The 15,825-nt window shown below is 56.9% G+C and carries 11 protein-coding genes; 2 read left to right on the top strand and 9 right to left on the bottom strand.

Annotation, left to right across the window (positions count from 1 at the left end):
• Window positions 1–252: 252 nt before the first annotated feature.
• From treC to treR, 3 genes are all read right to left on the bottom strand, one after another.
• Window positions 253–1,911: an alpha,alpha-phosphotrehalase gene (treC, locus tag VGM55_RS20290; RefSeq protein ID WP_331636469.1), complete on the bottom strand. Its 1,659-nt coding sequence runs from the start codon at window positions 1,909–1,911 to the stop codon at window positions 253–255.
• Between the two features lie 51 nt (window positions 1,912–1,962).
• The gene (gene treB / locus VGM55_RS20285) at window positions 1,963–3,381 is read right to left on the bottom strand and encodes a PTS trehalose transporter subunit IIBC (RefSeq protein ID WP_038478582.1); all 1,419 of its coding nucleotides are present in this window, start codon (window positions 3,379–3,381) and stop codon (window positions 1,963–1,965) included.
• A 119-nt stretch (window positions 3,382–3,500) separates the two neighbouring features.
• Window positions 3,501–4,448 carry a trehalose operon repressor TreR gene (gene treR, locus VGM55_RS20280; protein ID WP_331636466.1) on the bottom strand — a complete coding sequence of 316 codons (948 nt, stop codon included), beginning with the start codon at window positions 4,446–4,448 and terminating at the stop codon, window positions 3,501–3,503.
• A gap of 465 nt (window positions 4,449–4,913) precedes the next feature.
• Here treR and mgtA point away from each other — a divergent pair, with 465 nt between their 5' ends.
• Window positions 4,914–7,631 (top strand): magnesium-translocating P-type ATPase, encoded by a 2,718-nt coding sequence (mgtA, locus tag VGM55_RS20275; RefSeq protein WP_154188418.1) that lies wholly within the window; start codon window positions 4,914–4,916, stop codon window positions 7,629–7,631.
• Window positions 7,632–7,746: 115 nt separating this feature from the next.
• Window positions 7,747–10,137 carry a beta-N-acetylhexosaminidase gene (locus VGM55_RS20270; protein WP_331636465.1) on the top strand — a complete coding sequence of 797 codons (2,391 nt, stop codon included), beginning with the start codon at window positions 7,747–7,749 and terminating at the stop codon, window positions 10,135–10,137.
• A 202-nt stretch (window positions 10,138–10,339) separates the two neighbouring features.
• Here VGM55_RS20270 and ridA read toward each other — a convergent pair whose 3' ends face one another.
• The 6 genes from ridA to argF form a co-directional block, all read right to left on the bottom strand.
• Complete coding sequence (ridA, locus tag VGM55_RS20265; protein WP_331636464.1) at window positions 10,340–10,726, bottom strand: 2-iminobutanoate/2-iminopropanoate deaminase; 387 nt, start codon at window positions 10,724–10,726, stop codon at window positions 10,340–10,342.
• 198 nt (window positions 10,727–10,924) lie between these two features.
• Window positions 10,925–11,386 (bottom strand): aspartate carbamoyltransferase regulatory subunit, encoded by a 462-nt coding sequence (gene pyrI / locus VGM55_RS20260; RefSeq protein ID WP_061277820.1) that lies wholly within the window; start codon window positions 11,384–11,386, stop codon window positions 10,925–10,927.
• 16 nt (window positions 11,387–11,402) lie between these two features.
• A complete protein-coding gene (gene pyrB, locus VGM55_RS20255) occupies window positions 11,403–12,335 on the bottom strand; it encodes an aspartate carbamoyltransferase (RefSeq protein ID WP_154188422.1) in 933 nt (310 codons plus the stop codon).
• 267 nt (window positions 12,336–12,602) lie between these two features.
• Window positions 12,603–13,082, bottom strand: coding sequence for an arginine repressor (locus tag VGM55_RS20250; RefSeq protein WP_154188423.1), 480 nt, complete (start codon window positions 13,080–13,082; stop codon window positions 12,603–12,605).
• A gap of 155 nt (window positions 13,083–13,237) precedes the next feature.
• The gene (gene arcD, locus VGM55_RS20245; protein ID WP_331636463.1) at window positions 13,238–14,707 is read right to left on the bottom strand and encodes an arginine-ornithine antiporter; all 1,470 of its coding nucleotides are present in this window, start codon (window positions 14,705–14,707) and stop codon (window positions 13,238–13,240) included.
• Window positions 14,708–14,780: 73 nt separating this feature from the next.
• Window positions 14,781–15,785, bottom strand: coding sequence for an ornithine carbamoyltransferase (argF, locus tag VGM55_RS20240; protein WP_154188425.1), 1,005 nt, complete (start codon window positions 15,783–15,785; stop codon window positions 14,781–14,783).
• Window positions 15,786–15,825: the final 40 nt, after the last annotated feature.

Genomic DNA, 15,825 nt, shown 5'->3' with positions numbered 1-15,825 from the left:
TGGCCAGGGTCCGGACGTCGGGAACGGCCGGAGGCTGAGAGCGTCGGGAACGCATCTCAGCCGACCCAGGACTGGGAGATAAAACGGAGGTCTGCCGCTTTAGCGGTCGATTTATTTGGCCGGGAGTCCGGGGTCTCGGGGGAATGACGGCGATTCTCCCGAGACGTTCACCGGTTCGATGGCGGCATGTGAAACTGTATTTGAAGTGAACGGAATATTCGCCTGCTCTGCATAAATAGAGCAAGTACCAGGTTAACGCTTAACCCAGTACACCGCCTCAAACGGCCTCAGGCTCATCTCACCTGGTGTAGCGGCTGCGTTAGAGTAGTTGCTCATCAGCACTTCCCATTCACCGTCATGGCCTTCCAGCTGCAGCCACTGTGCTTCACCGCTGAGGTTAGCGGCAACCACCAGCGTTTGCCCTTCGTGTTGCCGGCTGTAGCTCCAGACCAGCGGATGCTCCGGAAGCAGATCCTGATAGTCACCCCAGGTCAGCACCGGCTCTGCCTTACGCAGCTTGATCAGCCGCTGGTAGGTATAGAACACCGAGTCGCTGTCTTTCAGCGCCGTTTCGGCGTTGACCGTCTGGTAGTTATCGCACAGGCCAATCCACGGCGTGCCTTCGCTAAAGCCTGCATTGTTGCCCGCATTCCACTGCATAGGCGTGCGGCTGTTGTCGCGTGACTTGCTGGCGAGGATGGCCATCAGCGTGTCGCTGTCGCGCCCAAGCGTGCGCAGCTCGGCAAACATATTGAGGCTTTCTACATCGCGATACTGATCGATGCTGGAGAAATGTGGGTTGGTCATCCCAATCTCTTCGCCCTGGTAAATGTACGGCGTTCCCTGCATGCCGTGCAGCACCATCGCCAGCATTTTCGCCGACGTTGTGCGCAGCTCGCCTTCGTGGCCAAAACGGGAAACAATGCGTGGCTGGTCGTGGTTACACCAGAACAGCGCGTTCCAGGCTACGTTGTGCATGCCCTGCTGCCAGTGGTTGAAAATGGACTTCAGCTCCACGTAATCTGGTTTTGCCAGCGTCCATTTCTCGCCGCCCGGATAGTCGACCTTCAGGTGGTGGAAGTTAAAGGTCATCGACAGCTCGCTGCCGTCGAGGGCGCCATATTTCTGGCAGTTATCCAGCGAAGTTGAGGACATCTCGCCGACGGTCATCAGGCCGAGCGGCTTAAAGGCATCACGGCTGAATTCCTGCAGGTACTCATGAACGCGCGGTCCGTCGGTGTAAAAACGGCGGCCATCACCTCCGTCAACGTCATTCGGGAACTGCTGATCTTTGGAGATCAGGTTAATCACGTCGAGACGCAGGCCGTCCACTCCGCGGTTGGCCCAGAACTCACAGACCTTTTTCAGCTCGGCGCGAACCTCCGGGTTCTCCCAGTTGAGATCGGCCTGCTCGGGGGCGAACAGGTGCAGGTAATACTGCCCGGTTTCCGCCTGCCACTGCCAGGCGTTGCCGCCAAACTTAGAGCGCCAGTTGTTCGGCAGAACATCCGGCGTGCCGTCGCGCCAGATATAGAACTCGCGATACGGGCTGTGTTTATCCTGTGCCTGCTTAAACCAGTCGTGCTCGGTAGAGGTGTGGTTGAACACCATATCGAGCACCAGCCGAATGCCGCGCTGGTGGGCTTCAGCGACCAGTAAGTCGAAGTCTTCCAGCGTGCCGTAAGTTGGGTCGATGGCGCAGTAGTTGGCGACGTCGTAACCGTTATCTATCTGAGGTGAGACATAAAACGGCGTAATCCAGAGGGCGTCGACGCCCAGCGTCTTGAGGTAATCCAGACGCTTAATCACGCCTTTCAGGTCGCCGGTGCCGCTGCCGGTGGTGTCCTGAAAACTCTTTGGGTAAATCTGATAGATGACGCCGTGCTGCCACCACGGAGGAGTGATATTCATAGCGGATTCCTGCTAGCTGAAGGGGGCATTGCTGCCCCCCGGTAAATCGAATTAAACCACCAACAACGTGCCCTGACGCAATTTGCGCTTATACACCACAGAGGTCAGAACAATCGGTACGATGACCGCAATAACAATCGCAATAGCGTAGATGCCCCAGAACTTAGGCTGAATGGACAGAATGCCCGGCAGGCCACCAACGCCGATGCCGTTCGCCATGACCCCGTTCAGTCCGCACAGCAGGCCGGCCAGGCCGGAACCTACCATCGCGCACAGCATCGGGAAGTGATACTTCAGGTTGATGCCGTACATCGCCGGCTCGGTGACGCCGAGATAGGCTGAGATAGCCGCCGGGACGGAGATTTCACGCTCGTTCTGCTTACGGCTGCAAATAATGATGCCGACAACCGCAGAAGCCTGCGCAATGTTAGACAGCGCAATCAGCGGCCAGACCGGCGTGCCGCCCATGCTCTGAATCATCTGCATGTCGATGGCAAGCGTGGTCTGGTGAACGCCGGTGATAACCAGCGGTGCATACAGGAAGCCAAACAGCGCGGCGCCAACAGGGGCGAAGCTGCCGGTCATCAGGTGACGAACTGCGAACGCAACGCCGTCACCGATCATGCGGCCGAATGGCCCAATCACGGTGTGCGCCAGGAATACGGCGAGGATCAGCGAGCAGACCGGCACGATAACCAGGTAAAGGTAATCCGGCACGATGCGTTTCATGCGTGTTTCAATGAAGCCGAGCGCCAGGCCCGCCAGCAGCGCAGGAATAACCTGTGCCTGGTAGCCGACTTTCTCGATGGTGAACCAGCCGAAGTTCCACACTTCCGGGATCTTGCTGCCCAGCTCATAGGCGTTCATCAGCTGCGGTGACACCAGCGTGACGCCCAGCACGATGCCGAGGATCGGCGTCCCGCCCATTTTCTTCACCGCAGACCAGCAGATACCCACCGGCAGATAGAAGAAGATAGCCTCGCCAATCAGCCACAGGAAGTCGTACACGGTTTTCAGCGCCGGATACATCTGGGCAAGGGTTTCCCCGTTGCTCATCGGCAGGTCGCCAATCACGTTACGGAAGCCGAGGATCAAACCCCCGCTTATCAGCGCTGGCAGCAGCGGGAAGAAGATCTCCGCGAAGTGCGAGATCAGCTGTTCGTGCCATTTCATGTTTTGGCGGGCCGCCGTTTTGGCCTGCTCTTTGTCGGCGGAGTCGAGCCCGGTAGTGGCAATCAACGCTTTGTAATAATCATCCACATCGGTACCGATAACCACCTGGAACTGGCCGGCGTTGGTAAAGCAGCCTTTCACCATTGGCAGGTTTTCGATCTCTTTAGGATGGGCATTTTCGGGATGGTTCAGTACAAAACGCAGTCGGGTAATACAGTGGCTGACGGTGGCGATATTCTCGCGTCCGCCAACCAGTTCGATCAGCTTATCGATGTCTTGTTGTTTTACTTTGCTCATAAGTAACACCCTGGGTAGGAGGTAATGACCTGTAGTAAGGGTAGCCGGGAATCTATTTAGCGAAAATGGGAACGTTCCCGAAACCGGGCGAAGATCACAATAATCCCGATCCTGGACGTTTATTGAAGATGGCTTGGAATGACGATTTGCCGCAGCTGCTGGTCCTGCGAAATCTGCCCGATCAGCTGTAAGGCCGCGGCCCGACCGGCCTCGGCGTAGCCGGGATCCACCGTAATAATTTCAGGATGCAGAAACTTCATCAGCGGCGTATTCCCCACGCTCGCCAGCTGTATATCGCTGCGGTTCTGCTGCTGAAGGTACTTGCTCGCCCCCAGTGCCAGGGTGTCGGTGGCGCATAGCAGGGCGGTGGTTTTTGGCGCCAGTACTTCAATCACATGTTCATAGCCCTGCTTCATGGCGAGGCCAGGCAGGGCCGCATGAGGGGTAATATCGTGGTCGTGGCAAAAAGCGAGATAGGCCTGATGGCGGCGGTAGCCGGTGGTCACGTCGCCGTGCGGCACCCCGAGGAAGCTGATGTCACGGTGGCCCTGCTGGTAAAGCGTCGACATCAGGATCTGAATGGCGCCTTCATCGTCATAACACACCGAGGCGAAGCCGCTGGCGTCTCGCGCCATCAGCACCAGGGTGGAGCGCCAGGGTTGCAATATTTTCTCGCTGATGCCGGTAAAGCCAAACAGAATCACGCCGTCGATATTACGGCGGCGCAGCATCCCCAGATGCTCCTCAACCATCTCCGGTGAGAACTGACTTTCCATCATGATGGGATCGTAGCCCTGTTCGTAAAGGCAGGGCAGCATGGTTTGCACCGCCAGGTTCTCCGACAGGGAATCAAGGCGGGTCACGATAATGGCGACTACTTTGTCACTTTGCCCACGCATGGCTCGCGCGGAGCGTGAAGGGGAGAACTCGTGCTGCTGCATCACCGCCTCAACCCGTTCACGCGTGCGGGCGCTGACGCCGCTTTCATTGTTCAATACGCGAGAAACGGTTGATTTCCCGACGCCACTCAGGCGGGCGATATCTTTAATGGTCAGGCGGCTGTGCATTGTTGCTGTTTTTCCTGGTAATCACGGTTCAAGCGGTACGACGAACCGGCTTGCGCGGGTAAATATTGTCACGTTTTCACCCTCTGGCTGTAATCAGAATTATACTTAGGAAGCGTAAAACTTTAATCCCGTATGCCGAACTTGCTATGGGTAAAATCTGGTTTACAAAAGGTTTAGTTTTGCGGGCGTAGTATACCTGGCATTCTCATTATGCCAGAAGGCGTAATGCTATTTCTCTTTCAACGCTACCGGAGATGACATGGAACCCGATCCCAGTCCTCACCCTGAAGTAACAGGAATTTTCCGGTAAGCCACAGGTTAACGCCCGCTGCCTTACCGGTTTTGTAAGGCAGTGACGTACGCTTCTTTTTAACGTCCCTGCTTGTTGATGCTCTCCTGCCCGGTGAGGCCTTGCCGTGCCTGCAGGAAACTTAGGTACCGCTCATGACGGTGCTAAGGACGTTTATGCAATTTAAAAACCTCACCCGTCAGCTGATGTCCCAGCTGAGCCGCCACCTGCCTCGCCGTCTGGTGCAGCGTGACCCTATGCCTGATGGCAACGTCGTGGCGAAAGCGGCAGATATCCCGGCCACGCTGACTCAGGCCTGCCTGAAATATGCCGCCGCCAGCGAAGAGCAGCTCTATATTGAGTTTGGCAGCCATCCGGAAGGGCTCAACGAGCGCGAAGTGGAAAAGGCGCGTGAAGCTCACGGCCTGAACCAGATCCCGGCGCAGAAACCGGCGCCGTGGTTTGTCCATCTCTGGGTTTGCTATCGTAACCCGTTCAACCTGCTGCTGACGGCGCTAGGGATTTTCTCCTACGCCACGGAAGACGACCTGTTTGGCGCAAGCGTTATTGCCCTGATGGTAGTGATTTCCACGCTGCTGAACTTCATTCAGGAAACCCGCTCCACCCGCGCGGCAGATGCGCTGAAGGCGATGGTCAGCAACACCGCAACCGTGCTGCGCGTTATCAACGAGCAGGGTGAATATGCCTACGTCGAAGTGCCACTGGACCAGCTGGTGCCGGGCGATATCGTTAAGCTCGCGGCGGGCGACATGATCCCGGCCGATCTGCGCGTGATGCAGGCGCGTGACCTGTTCGTCGGCCAGGCTTCGCTGACCGGGGAATCGCTGCCGGTTGAGAAAGTCGCCGTCAGCCGCCAGCAGGATCAGCACAACCCGCTGGAATGCGATAACCTCTGTTTTATGGGGACGAATGTGGTCAGCGGCACGGCGCTGGCGATGATTATCGCCACCGGCGGCAATACCTGGTTCGGGCAGCTGGCCGGGCGTGTCACCCAGCAGGAAAGCGAACCAAACGCCTTCCAGCGTGGGATCAGCCGCGTAAGCTGGCTTTTGATCCGCTTTATGCTGGTGATGGTGCCGGTGGTGCTGCTGATCAACGGCTTCACCAAAGGCGACTGGTGGGAAGCGGCGCTGTTCTCGCTCTCAGTGGCGGTGGGCCTGACGCCGGAAATGTTGCCGATGATCGTGACCTCCACGTTGGCGCGCGGGGCGGTGAAGCTGTCGAAACAAAAAGTTATCGTCAAACACCTCGATGCTATCCAGAACTTCGGCGCGATGGACATCCTGTGTACCGATAAAACCGGCACCCTGACGCAGGACCGCATCGTGCTGGAAACCCATACGGATATCTTTGGCGAGCAAAGCGATCGCGTTCTGCATACCGCCTGGCTGAATAGCCACTATCAAACCGGCCTGAAAAACCTGCTGGACGTGGCGGTACTTGAAGGCGTTGATGCCGACCACGCCCGCACGGCAGTTGCCCGTTGGCATAAAGTGGACGAAATCCCCTTCGACTTTGACCGCCGCCGCATGTCGGTGGTGGTCTCCGAGCAGACAGACGTACACCAGCTTATCTGCAAAGGTGCGCTGCAGGAGATCCTCAACGTTTGCACCCACGTGCGCCACGGCGATGAGATTGTCCCGCTCAGCGAAGGGATGCTGAAACGTATTCGCAGCGTCACCGACTCGCTGAACAGCCAGGGGCTGCGTGTTGTCGCCGTTGCGACCAAATTCCTGCCTGCCCGCAGCGCAGACTACAGCCGCGTGGATGAGTCTGACCTGATCCTCGAAGGCTACATTGCGTTCCTCGATCCGCCGAAAGAGACTACCGCTCCAGCGCTGAAGGCGCTGAAGGCCAGCGGTATTGCGGTTAAAATCCTGACCGGCGACAGCGAGCTGGTGGCGGCGAAAGTGTGCCGTGAAGTGGGTCTGGAAGTCGGTGACCTGGTCATCGGCAGCGACATCGAAGAGATGAGTGATGACGTGCTGGCGCGCGTGGCGCTGCAAACCACGCTGTTTGCCCGCCTGACGCCGATGCACAAAGAACGCATTGTGCGCCTGCTGCGCGGTGAAGGCCACGTCGTGGGCTTTATGGGCGACGGCATTAACGATGCTCCGGCCCTGCGCGCGGCGGATATCGGTATTTCCGTCGACGGCGCGGTGGATATCGCCCGCGAAGCCGCCGACATTATCCTGCTTGAAAAAAGCCTGATGGTGCTGGAAGAGGGCGTTATCGAAGGTCGCCGTACCTTTGCCAATATGCTCAAATACATCAAAATGACCGCCAGCTCCAACTTCGGTAACGTCTTCAGCGTGCTGGTGGCCAGCGCCTTCCTGCCGTTCCTGCCGATGCTGCCGATTCACCTGCTGATCCAGAACCTGATGTACGATGTCTCTCAGGTCGCGATTCCGTTTGATAACGTCGATGATGAGCAAATCAAACAGCCGCAGCGCTGGAACCCGGCTGACCTTGGCCGCTTTATGGTGTTCTTCGGGCCGCTTAGCTCCATTTTCGATATCGTGACCTTCGGTGTGATGTGGTGGATTTTCAAAGCCAACACTCCGGAAGCGCAAACGCTGTTCCAGTCCGGCTGGTTCGTGGAAGGCCTGCTGTCGCAAACCCTGATTGTGCACATGATCCGTACCCGCCGCATTCCGTTCCTGCAAAGCCGTCCGGCGTGGCCGCTGATGATGATGACGCTGCTGGTCATGGCGCTCGGGATTGCCTTGCCGTTCTCGCCGCTGGCGGAGTACCTCCACCTGCAGGCGCTACCGCTGAGCTACTTCCCGCTGCTGGTGCTGATCCTCGGGGGATATGTGATGCTGACTCAGGCCGTTAAAGGCTTCTACAGCCGCCGCTACGGCTGGCAATAAGATCAAAAAATGGCGAGATGTGATCCACGTCTCGCCGCCGCCTTGCTGAAAAATCCTTCACGTGATAACAGATTGTTTTTGCTGTTTTCTGGCCCGTCATGTGAAAGGAAAGTCCATGCTTAAATCACTCCGTTTTAGCCTGCTGGCCGCAGGTATCGTTGTTGCCTGCCAGGCTCAGGCCGCACCCGCCGGAGAGCTACCGCTGATGCCCTGGCCGCAGCAGGTAGAACTCCCGGCAACCCAGGATAGCCTCGCGCTCACTAACGCTCTCTCAATCAACATCAGCGGCGATAAGCTGCCCGGCGCAGTCGAGCGCTGGCGTCAGCGTATTAGCCTGCAAACCGGCTGGCAGCTTCAGCCCGCAGAAGCTCATCCGGCAAAACCGACTATCGCTATTCAAATCCGCAAAGCGGTTGACCCGTTACCAAAGGCGGACAGCGATGAAAGCTATGAGCTGAGCGTGACGGCGGACGGCGTGAAGCTCACCGCGAACACGCGCTTTGGCGCGATGCGCGGCATGGAAACCGTGCTGCAGCTGATTCAAAATGGCCCGCAGAATACGTCGATTCCTTATGTAGACATTAAAGATGTGCCGCGCTTCCCCTGGCGTGGGCTGCTGCTCGACTCGGCCCGCCACTTTATGCCGGTGAACGACATTCTGCGTCAGCTGGACGGTATGGCCGCCGCCAAGCTGAACGTTTTCCATTGGCACCTGACGGACGATCAGGGCTGGCGTTTCGCTTCCACTCATTATCCGAAGCTGCAGCAGCTGGCGAGCGACGGGCAGTTCTACACTCAGGAACAGATGAAGCAGGTTGTGCGTTATGCCACCTCGCTGGGTATTCGCGTGGTGCCGGAAATTGACCTGCCCGGGCACGGCTCAGCGCTGGCGGTGGCTTACCCGGAGCTGATGAGCGCGCCTGGGCCTTACCAGATGGAGCGCAAATGGGGCGTTCTGAAACCGCTGCTGAACCCGGCTAACGAAGCCGCCTATAAGTTTGTGGATACGCTAATTGGCGAAGTTACCGCTATTTTCCCCGACAGTTATCTGCATATCGGCGGTGATGAGGTAGACGACAGCCAGTGGAAAGAAAACGCTGCCATCCAGCAGTTTATGAAGCAGCATAATCTGGCGGACTCCCACGCGCTGCAAACCTACTTCAACCAGCGGCTGGAGAAGATCCTCGAAAAACATAAGCGTCAGATGATGGGCTGGGACGAGATTTATCATCCGGATCTGCCGAAGAACATCTTGATCCAGTCCTGGCAGGGACAGGATTCGCTAGGCGCGATTGCGGCTAACGGCTACAAAGGCATTTTGTCGACGGGCTTTTATCTCGATCAGCCGCAATCCACCGCCTATCACTACCGCAATGAAGTTCTGCCGGTGGGGCTGAACGGCGTGGATCATATTAGCGAAGCCGACAGCGCGCAAAGCTGGTTCTTCAGCATGCCTCGCCTGAAAGGCAGCGCGGTGGAAGGCAGCTTCACGCTGGTGAAAAGTGAAGGCGGCTGGCGCGGATTCATCGACTTCAAGGGCAAATCCCGCCGCGCGGTCCACGATGTGAAGTGGCTTAATCCGACCCAGGTGACCTTCACGGTGGATACCTGGATGGGCGAAACGCGCCCGGTGGTCACGCTGGAAAACGACAAACTTAATGGTTACTTCCTCGTGGGCAACGTGCGCTATCCGGCCACCGGGCAGAAGCTGGAAGGTGTTCCGGACGGCAAACAGCCTGTTGTTCCGACCGAAGCGCAGATGAGCAATATTCTCGGTGGCGAAGCGGCCCTGTGGGCGGAAAACGTAATCTCCCCGCTGCTGGACATCAAGCTCTGGCCGCGCACCTTTGCGGTTGCTGAGCGTCTGTGGTCGTCTAAAGACGTGACCGACGTCGACAACATGTACCAGCGTATGCAGGCGATTGACGCCTGGTCGACGGTGTCGGTTGGCCTGCGTCAGCACACCGAATCCGTCACGCAGCTGACGCGCCTTGCCGGTACGCCGGAAATCATGCCGCTGCAGATCCTCGCTCAGGCGATTGAACCCGCGCAGTATTACACGCGTCAGCACCTGAAGTTCCAGGCCGGAAACTACAATCACTTTGAGCCGCTGAACCGCTTTGCCGACGCTCTGGGGGCAGAAAGCGGCCAGGTGAGGGCAATTAATAGCTGGGTGGATAAACTGATTGCCGACCCGGAAGACAGCAACAGTGCGGAGGCGCTGCGCCATATCTTCTCTCGCTGGCAGAGCAATACCCCGGATGTACTGGCGCTGATCGACGGCAACTACGTGCTGAAACCGCTCAAGCCGGTTGCAGAGGATGTGGATAAGCTTGCCGGGCTGGGCCTGAGGCTGACGGATCTGGTGGCGAAGCAAGGTTCGCTCAACGATGACGAGCTTAAGGCCATTCAGGCTCAGCTGGATGCTGCGGCGCAGACTCGAGATGAAGTGGTGATTGCGGCGGTTTATCCGCTGGAAAAACTGCTGCGGGCTGTTGTGAAGTAAGGTAAGAAAATAGCCCCGTGAAAGCGGGGCCAGCGGCTACTGACAACATTCATTGGTCTAAAAAGCCCAAACGCCGGTCTAATAGAAGCAATGCATTATGTTCTCTGGTTTGCGCCAAACAGTCGAAAACCACGTTTTTCGGCTGTTTGTCATCAATTTAGCCCCGTGAAAGCGGGGCCAGAAGCAAAAGCGCTGCGGCGAATTAGCGGCGAACGGCGATAGCTTCGATTTCGATTTTCACGTCTTTTGGCAGACGAGCCACTTCCACGCAGGAGCGAGCCGGGAAGGTTGCTTTATGCTCGTTGAAGAAGGCTTCGTAGGTAGCGTTCACGGTCACGAAATCGTTCAGATCTTTAACGAACACGGTAGTTTTCACGATGTCGCCCACTTTCAGACCCGCGGACTCAACGATAGCCTTCACGTTTTCGAGGGACTGACGGGCCTGAGCGGCTACGTCTTCCGGCACTTCGCCGGTTTTTGGGTTCACCGGGATCTGCCCTGAAGTGATTACCATGCTGCCAAGATCTACGCCCTGAACATAAGGACCGATAGCGGCCGGTGCGTTTTCCGTGCTAAGCGTGCGTGACATTCTCTCTCCTCAGTATTGGATATAAACTCCCGCCCATTATATACCCGTCATACTTCAAGTTGCATGTGCGTTGCCTACATCCGCTTACCCCAGTCACATAGTTATCTATGCTCCTGGGGATTCGCGGCCTTGGCGCCTTCCTGAAACTCGAATTATTTAGGGTATAGGGATGGGAGCTTGCTTGTCATTAGTCGCTCGTTAATCTGCCAGCACGACGTGACGGGCGAACTCTTTCTCGCAATATTTGCACTTCAGGCTGATATCGTCGGCGCGCTGCTTCACGGCGAACGAAGACGCTACCGGCTCGTTGTGGCTGATGCAGTTGGTGTTCGGGCAGAGTAGCACTTTCTCAATACGTTCCGGCAGGCTTGGCGTGCTTTTACCCACGACTTCGTATTCGTCGATGCGGTTCACCGTCGCGTTAGGGGCATACAGCGCCAGCTGGTTCACCTGCTCGTCGGTCAGGAAAGTATTCTCAATTTTAATCAGATCTTTGCGGCCCAGCTCGCGGGATGGCAGATTCAGGCCGATGGTGATGCGCTGGTCGGTTTTGGTCAGCTGAAACAGCGTCAGCAGCTTAAAGCCAACCTGAGCCGGAATATGGTCGATAACGGTGCCGCGCTTGATGGCTTCAACCTGCAATTTATTATCGTGCGTCATCTTATTGTCCTCTCACTTAAACCAGTTCGCGATTCAAAACCAGCGCCAGCAGCGCCTGGCGAGCAAAAATACCGTTACCCGCCTGCTGGAAGTACCAGGCGTGCGGCGTGCTGTCTACGTCGGTGGTTATCTCATCCACGCGCGGCAGCGGGTGCAGCACCTTCATGTTGCTGCGTGCGCCGGTCAGGTCGGCGGCGCGCAGGATAAACTGTGCCTTAACGTTGGCGTACTCTGACGGGTCGAGACGCTCTTTCTGCACGCGGGTCATGTACAGAATGTCCAGCTCACCCACCACCTCGTCGATGGACTCATGGCGGCTCCAGGCAATCCCTTTCTCATCCAGCATATCGAGGATGTACTGCGGCATCGCCAGCGCGGGCGGGGCGATGAAATAGAAGCGGTTGCCGTTGAACTTCGCCAGCGCCTGGGCCAGAGAATGCACGGTGCGGCCATACTTCAGGTCACCGACCATGGCGATATTCAGGTTTTCCAGGCGGCCCTGGGTTTCCTGAATGGTGAACAGATCCAGCAGGGTTTGCGTCGGGTGCTGGTTGGCGCCGTCGCCTGCGTTCAGGACCGGGATCTCGCCTGAAAACTCGGTGGCCAGGCGAGCCGCACCTTCCTGCGGGTGGCGCATGACGATGGCGTCAACGTAGGTGCTGATAACCGAAATGGTGTCGGCCAGCGTCTCACCTTTCTTACCCAGCGACGTGTTGCTGCTGTCGGAGAAACCCACAACCGAAGCGCCCAGGCGGTGAATGGAGGTTTCAAAAGAGAGGCGGGTGCGGGTGGATGCTTCAAAGAAGCAGCTGGCGATGACCTTATGCTTCAGCAGCTCTGGCTGTGGATTGGCCTTCAGCTTTGCCGCGGTTGCCAGCACCAGTTCAAGTTCTTCACGACTGAGATCATTGATGGAAATGATGTGTTTTTTATAGAGCGGGTTAGTCATGTTTCTCTCCTGTTCTCGGGCCGACGGGCAAAAAAAAGGCCCCTCAACGAGGGGCCTTAGCAATTTGGGAATTTAGACATTCGACGGTGCAACGGGAAGAAAAACGCCCTGCCGCGTCTGTTTTCAGACGTCGAGCTGCGACATTTTTTTGAACACAGTAAACCATGCTTCCTCCCGGCAAATTGTGGCGCATTATACGCGCGTGAGTGTTCTCTGCAAGCGCTAAAATCACACTTTTTAGGGGCGCTGCAATCGGTTGCGGCGAGCCTATGCTAAACCCAGCGTGCGCATAATACGGCGATGTACCTGCGGTGTTTTATGGACCTCACGCGGGGCAATCCACACCACGCTACTGCCGGCGACTACGCCCAAAATCTCAGAGATGGCGTGATGATCGAGTATTTTTGCTATCGCTCTGCCGTAGCCGGATACCGTATGAACCATCACAAACTCGCTGTTGTGCTCAACGCTGATAACCATTTCGGCCACCGAGCGCGCCGCATTCGGCTGCGGCAGGGTCATCGGGCTGAGGGCATAGATCTTTTGCCCTTTGGCATTGCGCAATTTGATGACGCCCAGCAGTTTAAGCAGGCGGGAGACGGTGGACTGGCTGATAGCCTCAAAGCCGTGCTGTTTCAAATCACAGCGCAACTGCTCCTGGGAGTGATAACTCTTGTGAATAATTAGCTTCTGGCACAGCTCAAGCTGGCGCTGCTCTTTCTCGGACGAGAGTCGGGAGATCCTCATGGTATTCACCACTCCTTTGATTGCTGGTGCGTTACCAGGCATGGTTGATGTCTGAAACCGTTTGATAGAAAAGCCTTTGCCGATCTTATCGTTTAAAAATATCGTCAATCGGTTAAATTAAAGAACTTAACGCCACTAATGTGGCGTTAATGTCGTCAGGCTATCTGTAAATTTCCGCTTATCACCAGTTTTAATGTCCAGGCAGCCAGCGCCAGAATGGCAATCGCTATCGCCAGCTCATAGCTTTTCAGCAGCGGCTGACCCTGAGATTTTTTCTGCCACAGGAACACCAGAATCCCTGGCGTAAACAGCAGCGAGCTCAGCAACATTGAGTCACCGGCGGCGTAACAGAGCCAGAAGCCGTAAGCCGTCGCAATCAGGCCAAGCACCAGGCCTGCGGTGCGCGACTCTCCCTGCCCGTAGCGTTCTCCGGTCCAGGCAAGCTTCAGCCCGTAGGCCGCACTGAACAGATAGGGCGGTAAAATCGCTGCCGTGGCGATCGAGAAAAGCGCCTGATAGCCCGCGGCATAAAACAGGGTGAGGATCAGGAAGAGTTGAATTAAACCGTTGGTGATCCACAGCGAAAATGAGGGGGAATGGCGAGCGTTCTCTTTTGCAAAAATTTTGGGGAAAATACCGTCAATAGCGGCAACGCGCGGTAATTCTGCGGCGAACAGCGTCCAGGCCAGCAGTGCCCCGGCTACCGACAGAATCACTCCACCAGCAACGAACTTAGCGCCCCACGCCCCGACTACGCTTTCCAGCACGCCGGCCATGGACGGGTTTTTCAATCCGGCCAGGCTTGCCTGACCGAGAATGCCCATCGACAGCACGCTGACCAGAACGTAAATCGCCAGCGCACCCAGCAGGCCAATAACCGTGGCCTTACCGATATCCTCACGTTTTGCGGCACGGGCGGAAACGACGGTCGCCCCTTCAATGCCGATGAACACCCAGGTGGTCACCAGCATGGTGTTTTTCACCTGTTCGAAAATTTCCGGGCGTGCGCCTTCGACCAGCATCATGCGGCCCCAGAAATCCGCCGTGAACACGCCAATCCGGAAGGCAATCAGCACCGCGACGATAAACACCAGCAGGATAATGACCTTCACCACGGTAAGAATCGTGTTGATATAGGCGGCTTCGCGCACCCCGCGAAGCACCAGGGCATGAACTAACCAAAGCACGATGGAGGCGCCGATAATCGACGGCAGGTTGTTTCCGTCGCCAAAAACCGGCATGAAGAAGCTCATGGCGCTGAACAGCAATACGGCATAGGAGACGTTGCCGAGCCAGGCCGAGAACCAGTAGCCCCAGGCAGACTGGAAGCCGATAAAATCGCCAAACCCGGCGCGGGCATAGCTGTAAACGCCGCCGTCAAGATCCGGGCAGCGGGCGCTGAGATTCTGATAAATAAACGCCAGGCAAAGCATGCCTACGCCGGTAATCGCCCAGCCTATCAGCAGCGCGCCGGGTGAGGCTACCGAAGCAAAGTTTTGCGGCAGGCTAAACACCCCGCCGCCGATCATAGAGCCTATAACCAGCGCAACCAGCGCGCTGAGTCCGAGTTTCTTCTCACTACTTGTGGAGGTGTCTGTGGCACCTTCATGGGTAACATCGGCCATTTCCTTTTCTCCCGCTGCACGATGCAGCACAAGGGTAAAACGGGCAGCGAGAGGTTCCCACTGCCCGACAGCGTTACGCGCCGAGCGTGGCAACCATTACGGCTTTGATGGTGTGCATACGGTTTTCGGCTTCGTCGAAGACGATGGCGTGTTTTGACTCAAAGACCTCTTCGGTGACCTCGAGCCCTTTCAGGCCGTAGGTTTCCTCGATCTCTTTGCCGACTTTGGTGTGTTCGTTGTGGAAGGCGGGCAGGCAGTGCATGAACTTGACGTCCGGGTTGCCGGTCGCGTTGAGGACGTTCTGGTTGACCTGGTACGGCGTCATGATGCTCACACGTTCGGCCCAGGCTTCTTTAGGTTCCCCCATCGAAACCCAGACGTCGGTGTAGAGGAAATCCACGCCCGCAACGCCTTCTTCCACGCTGTCGGTCAGCATGATGCTGCCGCCGGTTTCTTTGGCGATGGTGCGGCATTGTTCGACCAGCGTCGCTTCAGGCCAGAAGGCTTTAGGTGCCACCAGGCGAATGTCCATGCCCATCTTGGCGGCACCCACCATCAGGGAATTGCCCATGTTGTTGCGGGCATCGCCGAGATAGGCGAAGGAGAGATCCTGAAGTTTTTTGCCCGGCGCGTGCTCCAGCATGGTCATCAGGTCGGCGAGGATCTGGGTTGGGTGGAATTCATTGGTCAGCCCGTTCCACACCGGCACGCCCGCGTATTCCCCCAGCTCTTCGACGATGTCCTGGCCATAGCCGCGGTATTCAATTCCGTCGTACATGCGCCCCAGTACGCGAGCGGTGTCTTTCATCGACTCTTTATGGCCGATTTGTGAACCGCTTGGCCCGAGGTAGGTCACCAGCGCGCCCTGGTCAAACGCGCCGACCTCAAAGGCGCAGCGGGTGCGGGTGGAGGTTTTCTCGAAGATCAGCGCGATGTTTTTACCGCATAGCGTTTTTTTCTCAGTACCGGCCTGTTTGGCCGCCTTCAGGTCACGGGCCAGGTCGATGAGGTACTGAATTTCTGCAGGTTTGAAGTCGAGGAGTTTCAGGAAATTACGGTTTTTTAAGTTGATAGTCATTTTCGTTATCCTTGAAGAGTAATAGTTTGCTGACCCTCAC

The organism is Cedecea sp., assembly GCF_036500665.1.
Classification (GTDB): domain Bacteria; phylum Pseudomonadota; class Gammaproteobacteria; order Enterobacterales; family Enterobacteriaceae; genus Cedecea.
This window is presented reverse-complemented; position numbering and strand designations above follow the sequence as displayed.

Excerpts from the sequence above, each read along its gene's own strand:
- treC (WP_331636469.1), bottom strand. The coding sequence starts at position 1,911 with ATGAATATCACTCCTCCGTGGTGGCAGCACGGCGTCATCTATCAGATT.
- treB (WP_038478582.1), bottom strand. The coding sequence starts at position 3,381 with ATGAGCAAAGTAAAACAACAAGACATCGATAAGCTGATCGAACTGGTT.
- treR (WP_331636466.1), bottom strand. The coding sequence starts at position 4,448 with ATGCACAGCCGCCTGACCATTAAAGATATCGCCCGCCTGAGTGGCGTC.
- mgtA (WP_154188418.1), top strand. The coding sequence starts at position 4,914 with ATGCAATTTAAAAACCTCACCCGTCAGCTGATGTCCCAGCTGAGCCGC.
- VGM55_RS20270 (WP_331636465.1), top strand. The coding sequence starts at position 7,747 with ATGCTTAAATCACTCCGTTTTAGCCTGCTGGCCGCAGGTATCGTTGTT.
- ridA (WP_331636464.1), bottom strand. The coding sequence starts at position 10,726 with ATGTCACGCACGCTTAGCACGGAAAACGCACCGGCCGCTATCGGTCCT.
- pyrI (WP_061277820.1), bottom strand. The coding sequence starts at position 11,386 with ATGACGCACGATAATAAATTGCAGGTTGAAGCCATCAAGCGCGGCACC.
- pyrB (WP_154188422.1), bottom strand. The coding sequence starts at position 12,335 with ATGACTAACCCGCTCTATAAAAAACACATCATTTCCATCAATGATCTC.
- VGM55_RS20250 (WP_154188423.1), bottom strand. The coding sequence starts at position 13,082 with ATGAGGATCTCCCGACTCTCGTCCGAGAAAGAGCAGCGCCAGCTTGAG.
- arcD (WP_331636463.1), bottom strand. The coding sequence starts at position 14,707 with ATGGCCGATGTTACCCATGAAGGTGCCACAGACACCTCCACAAGTAGT.
- argF (WP_154188425.1), bottom strand. The coding sequence starts at position 15,785 with ATGACTATCAACTTAAAAAACCGTAATTTCCTGAAACTCCTCGACTTC.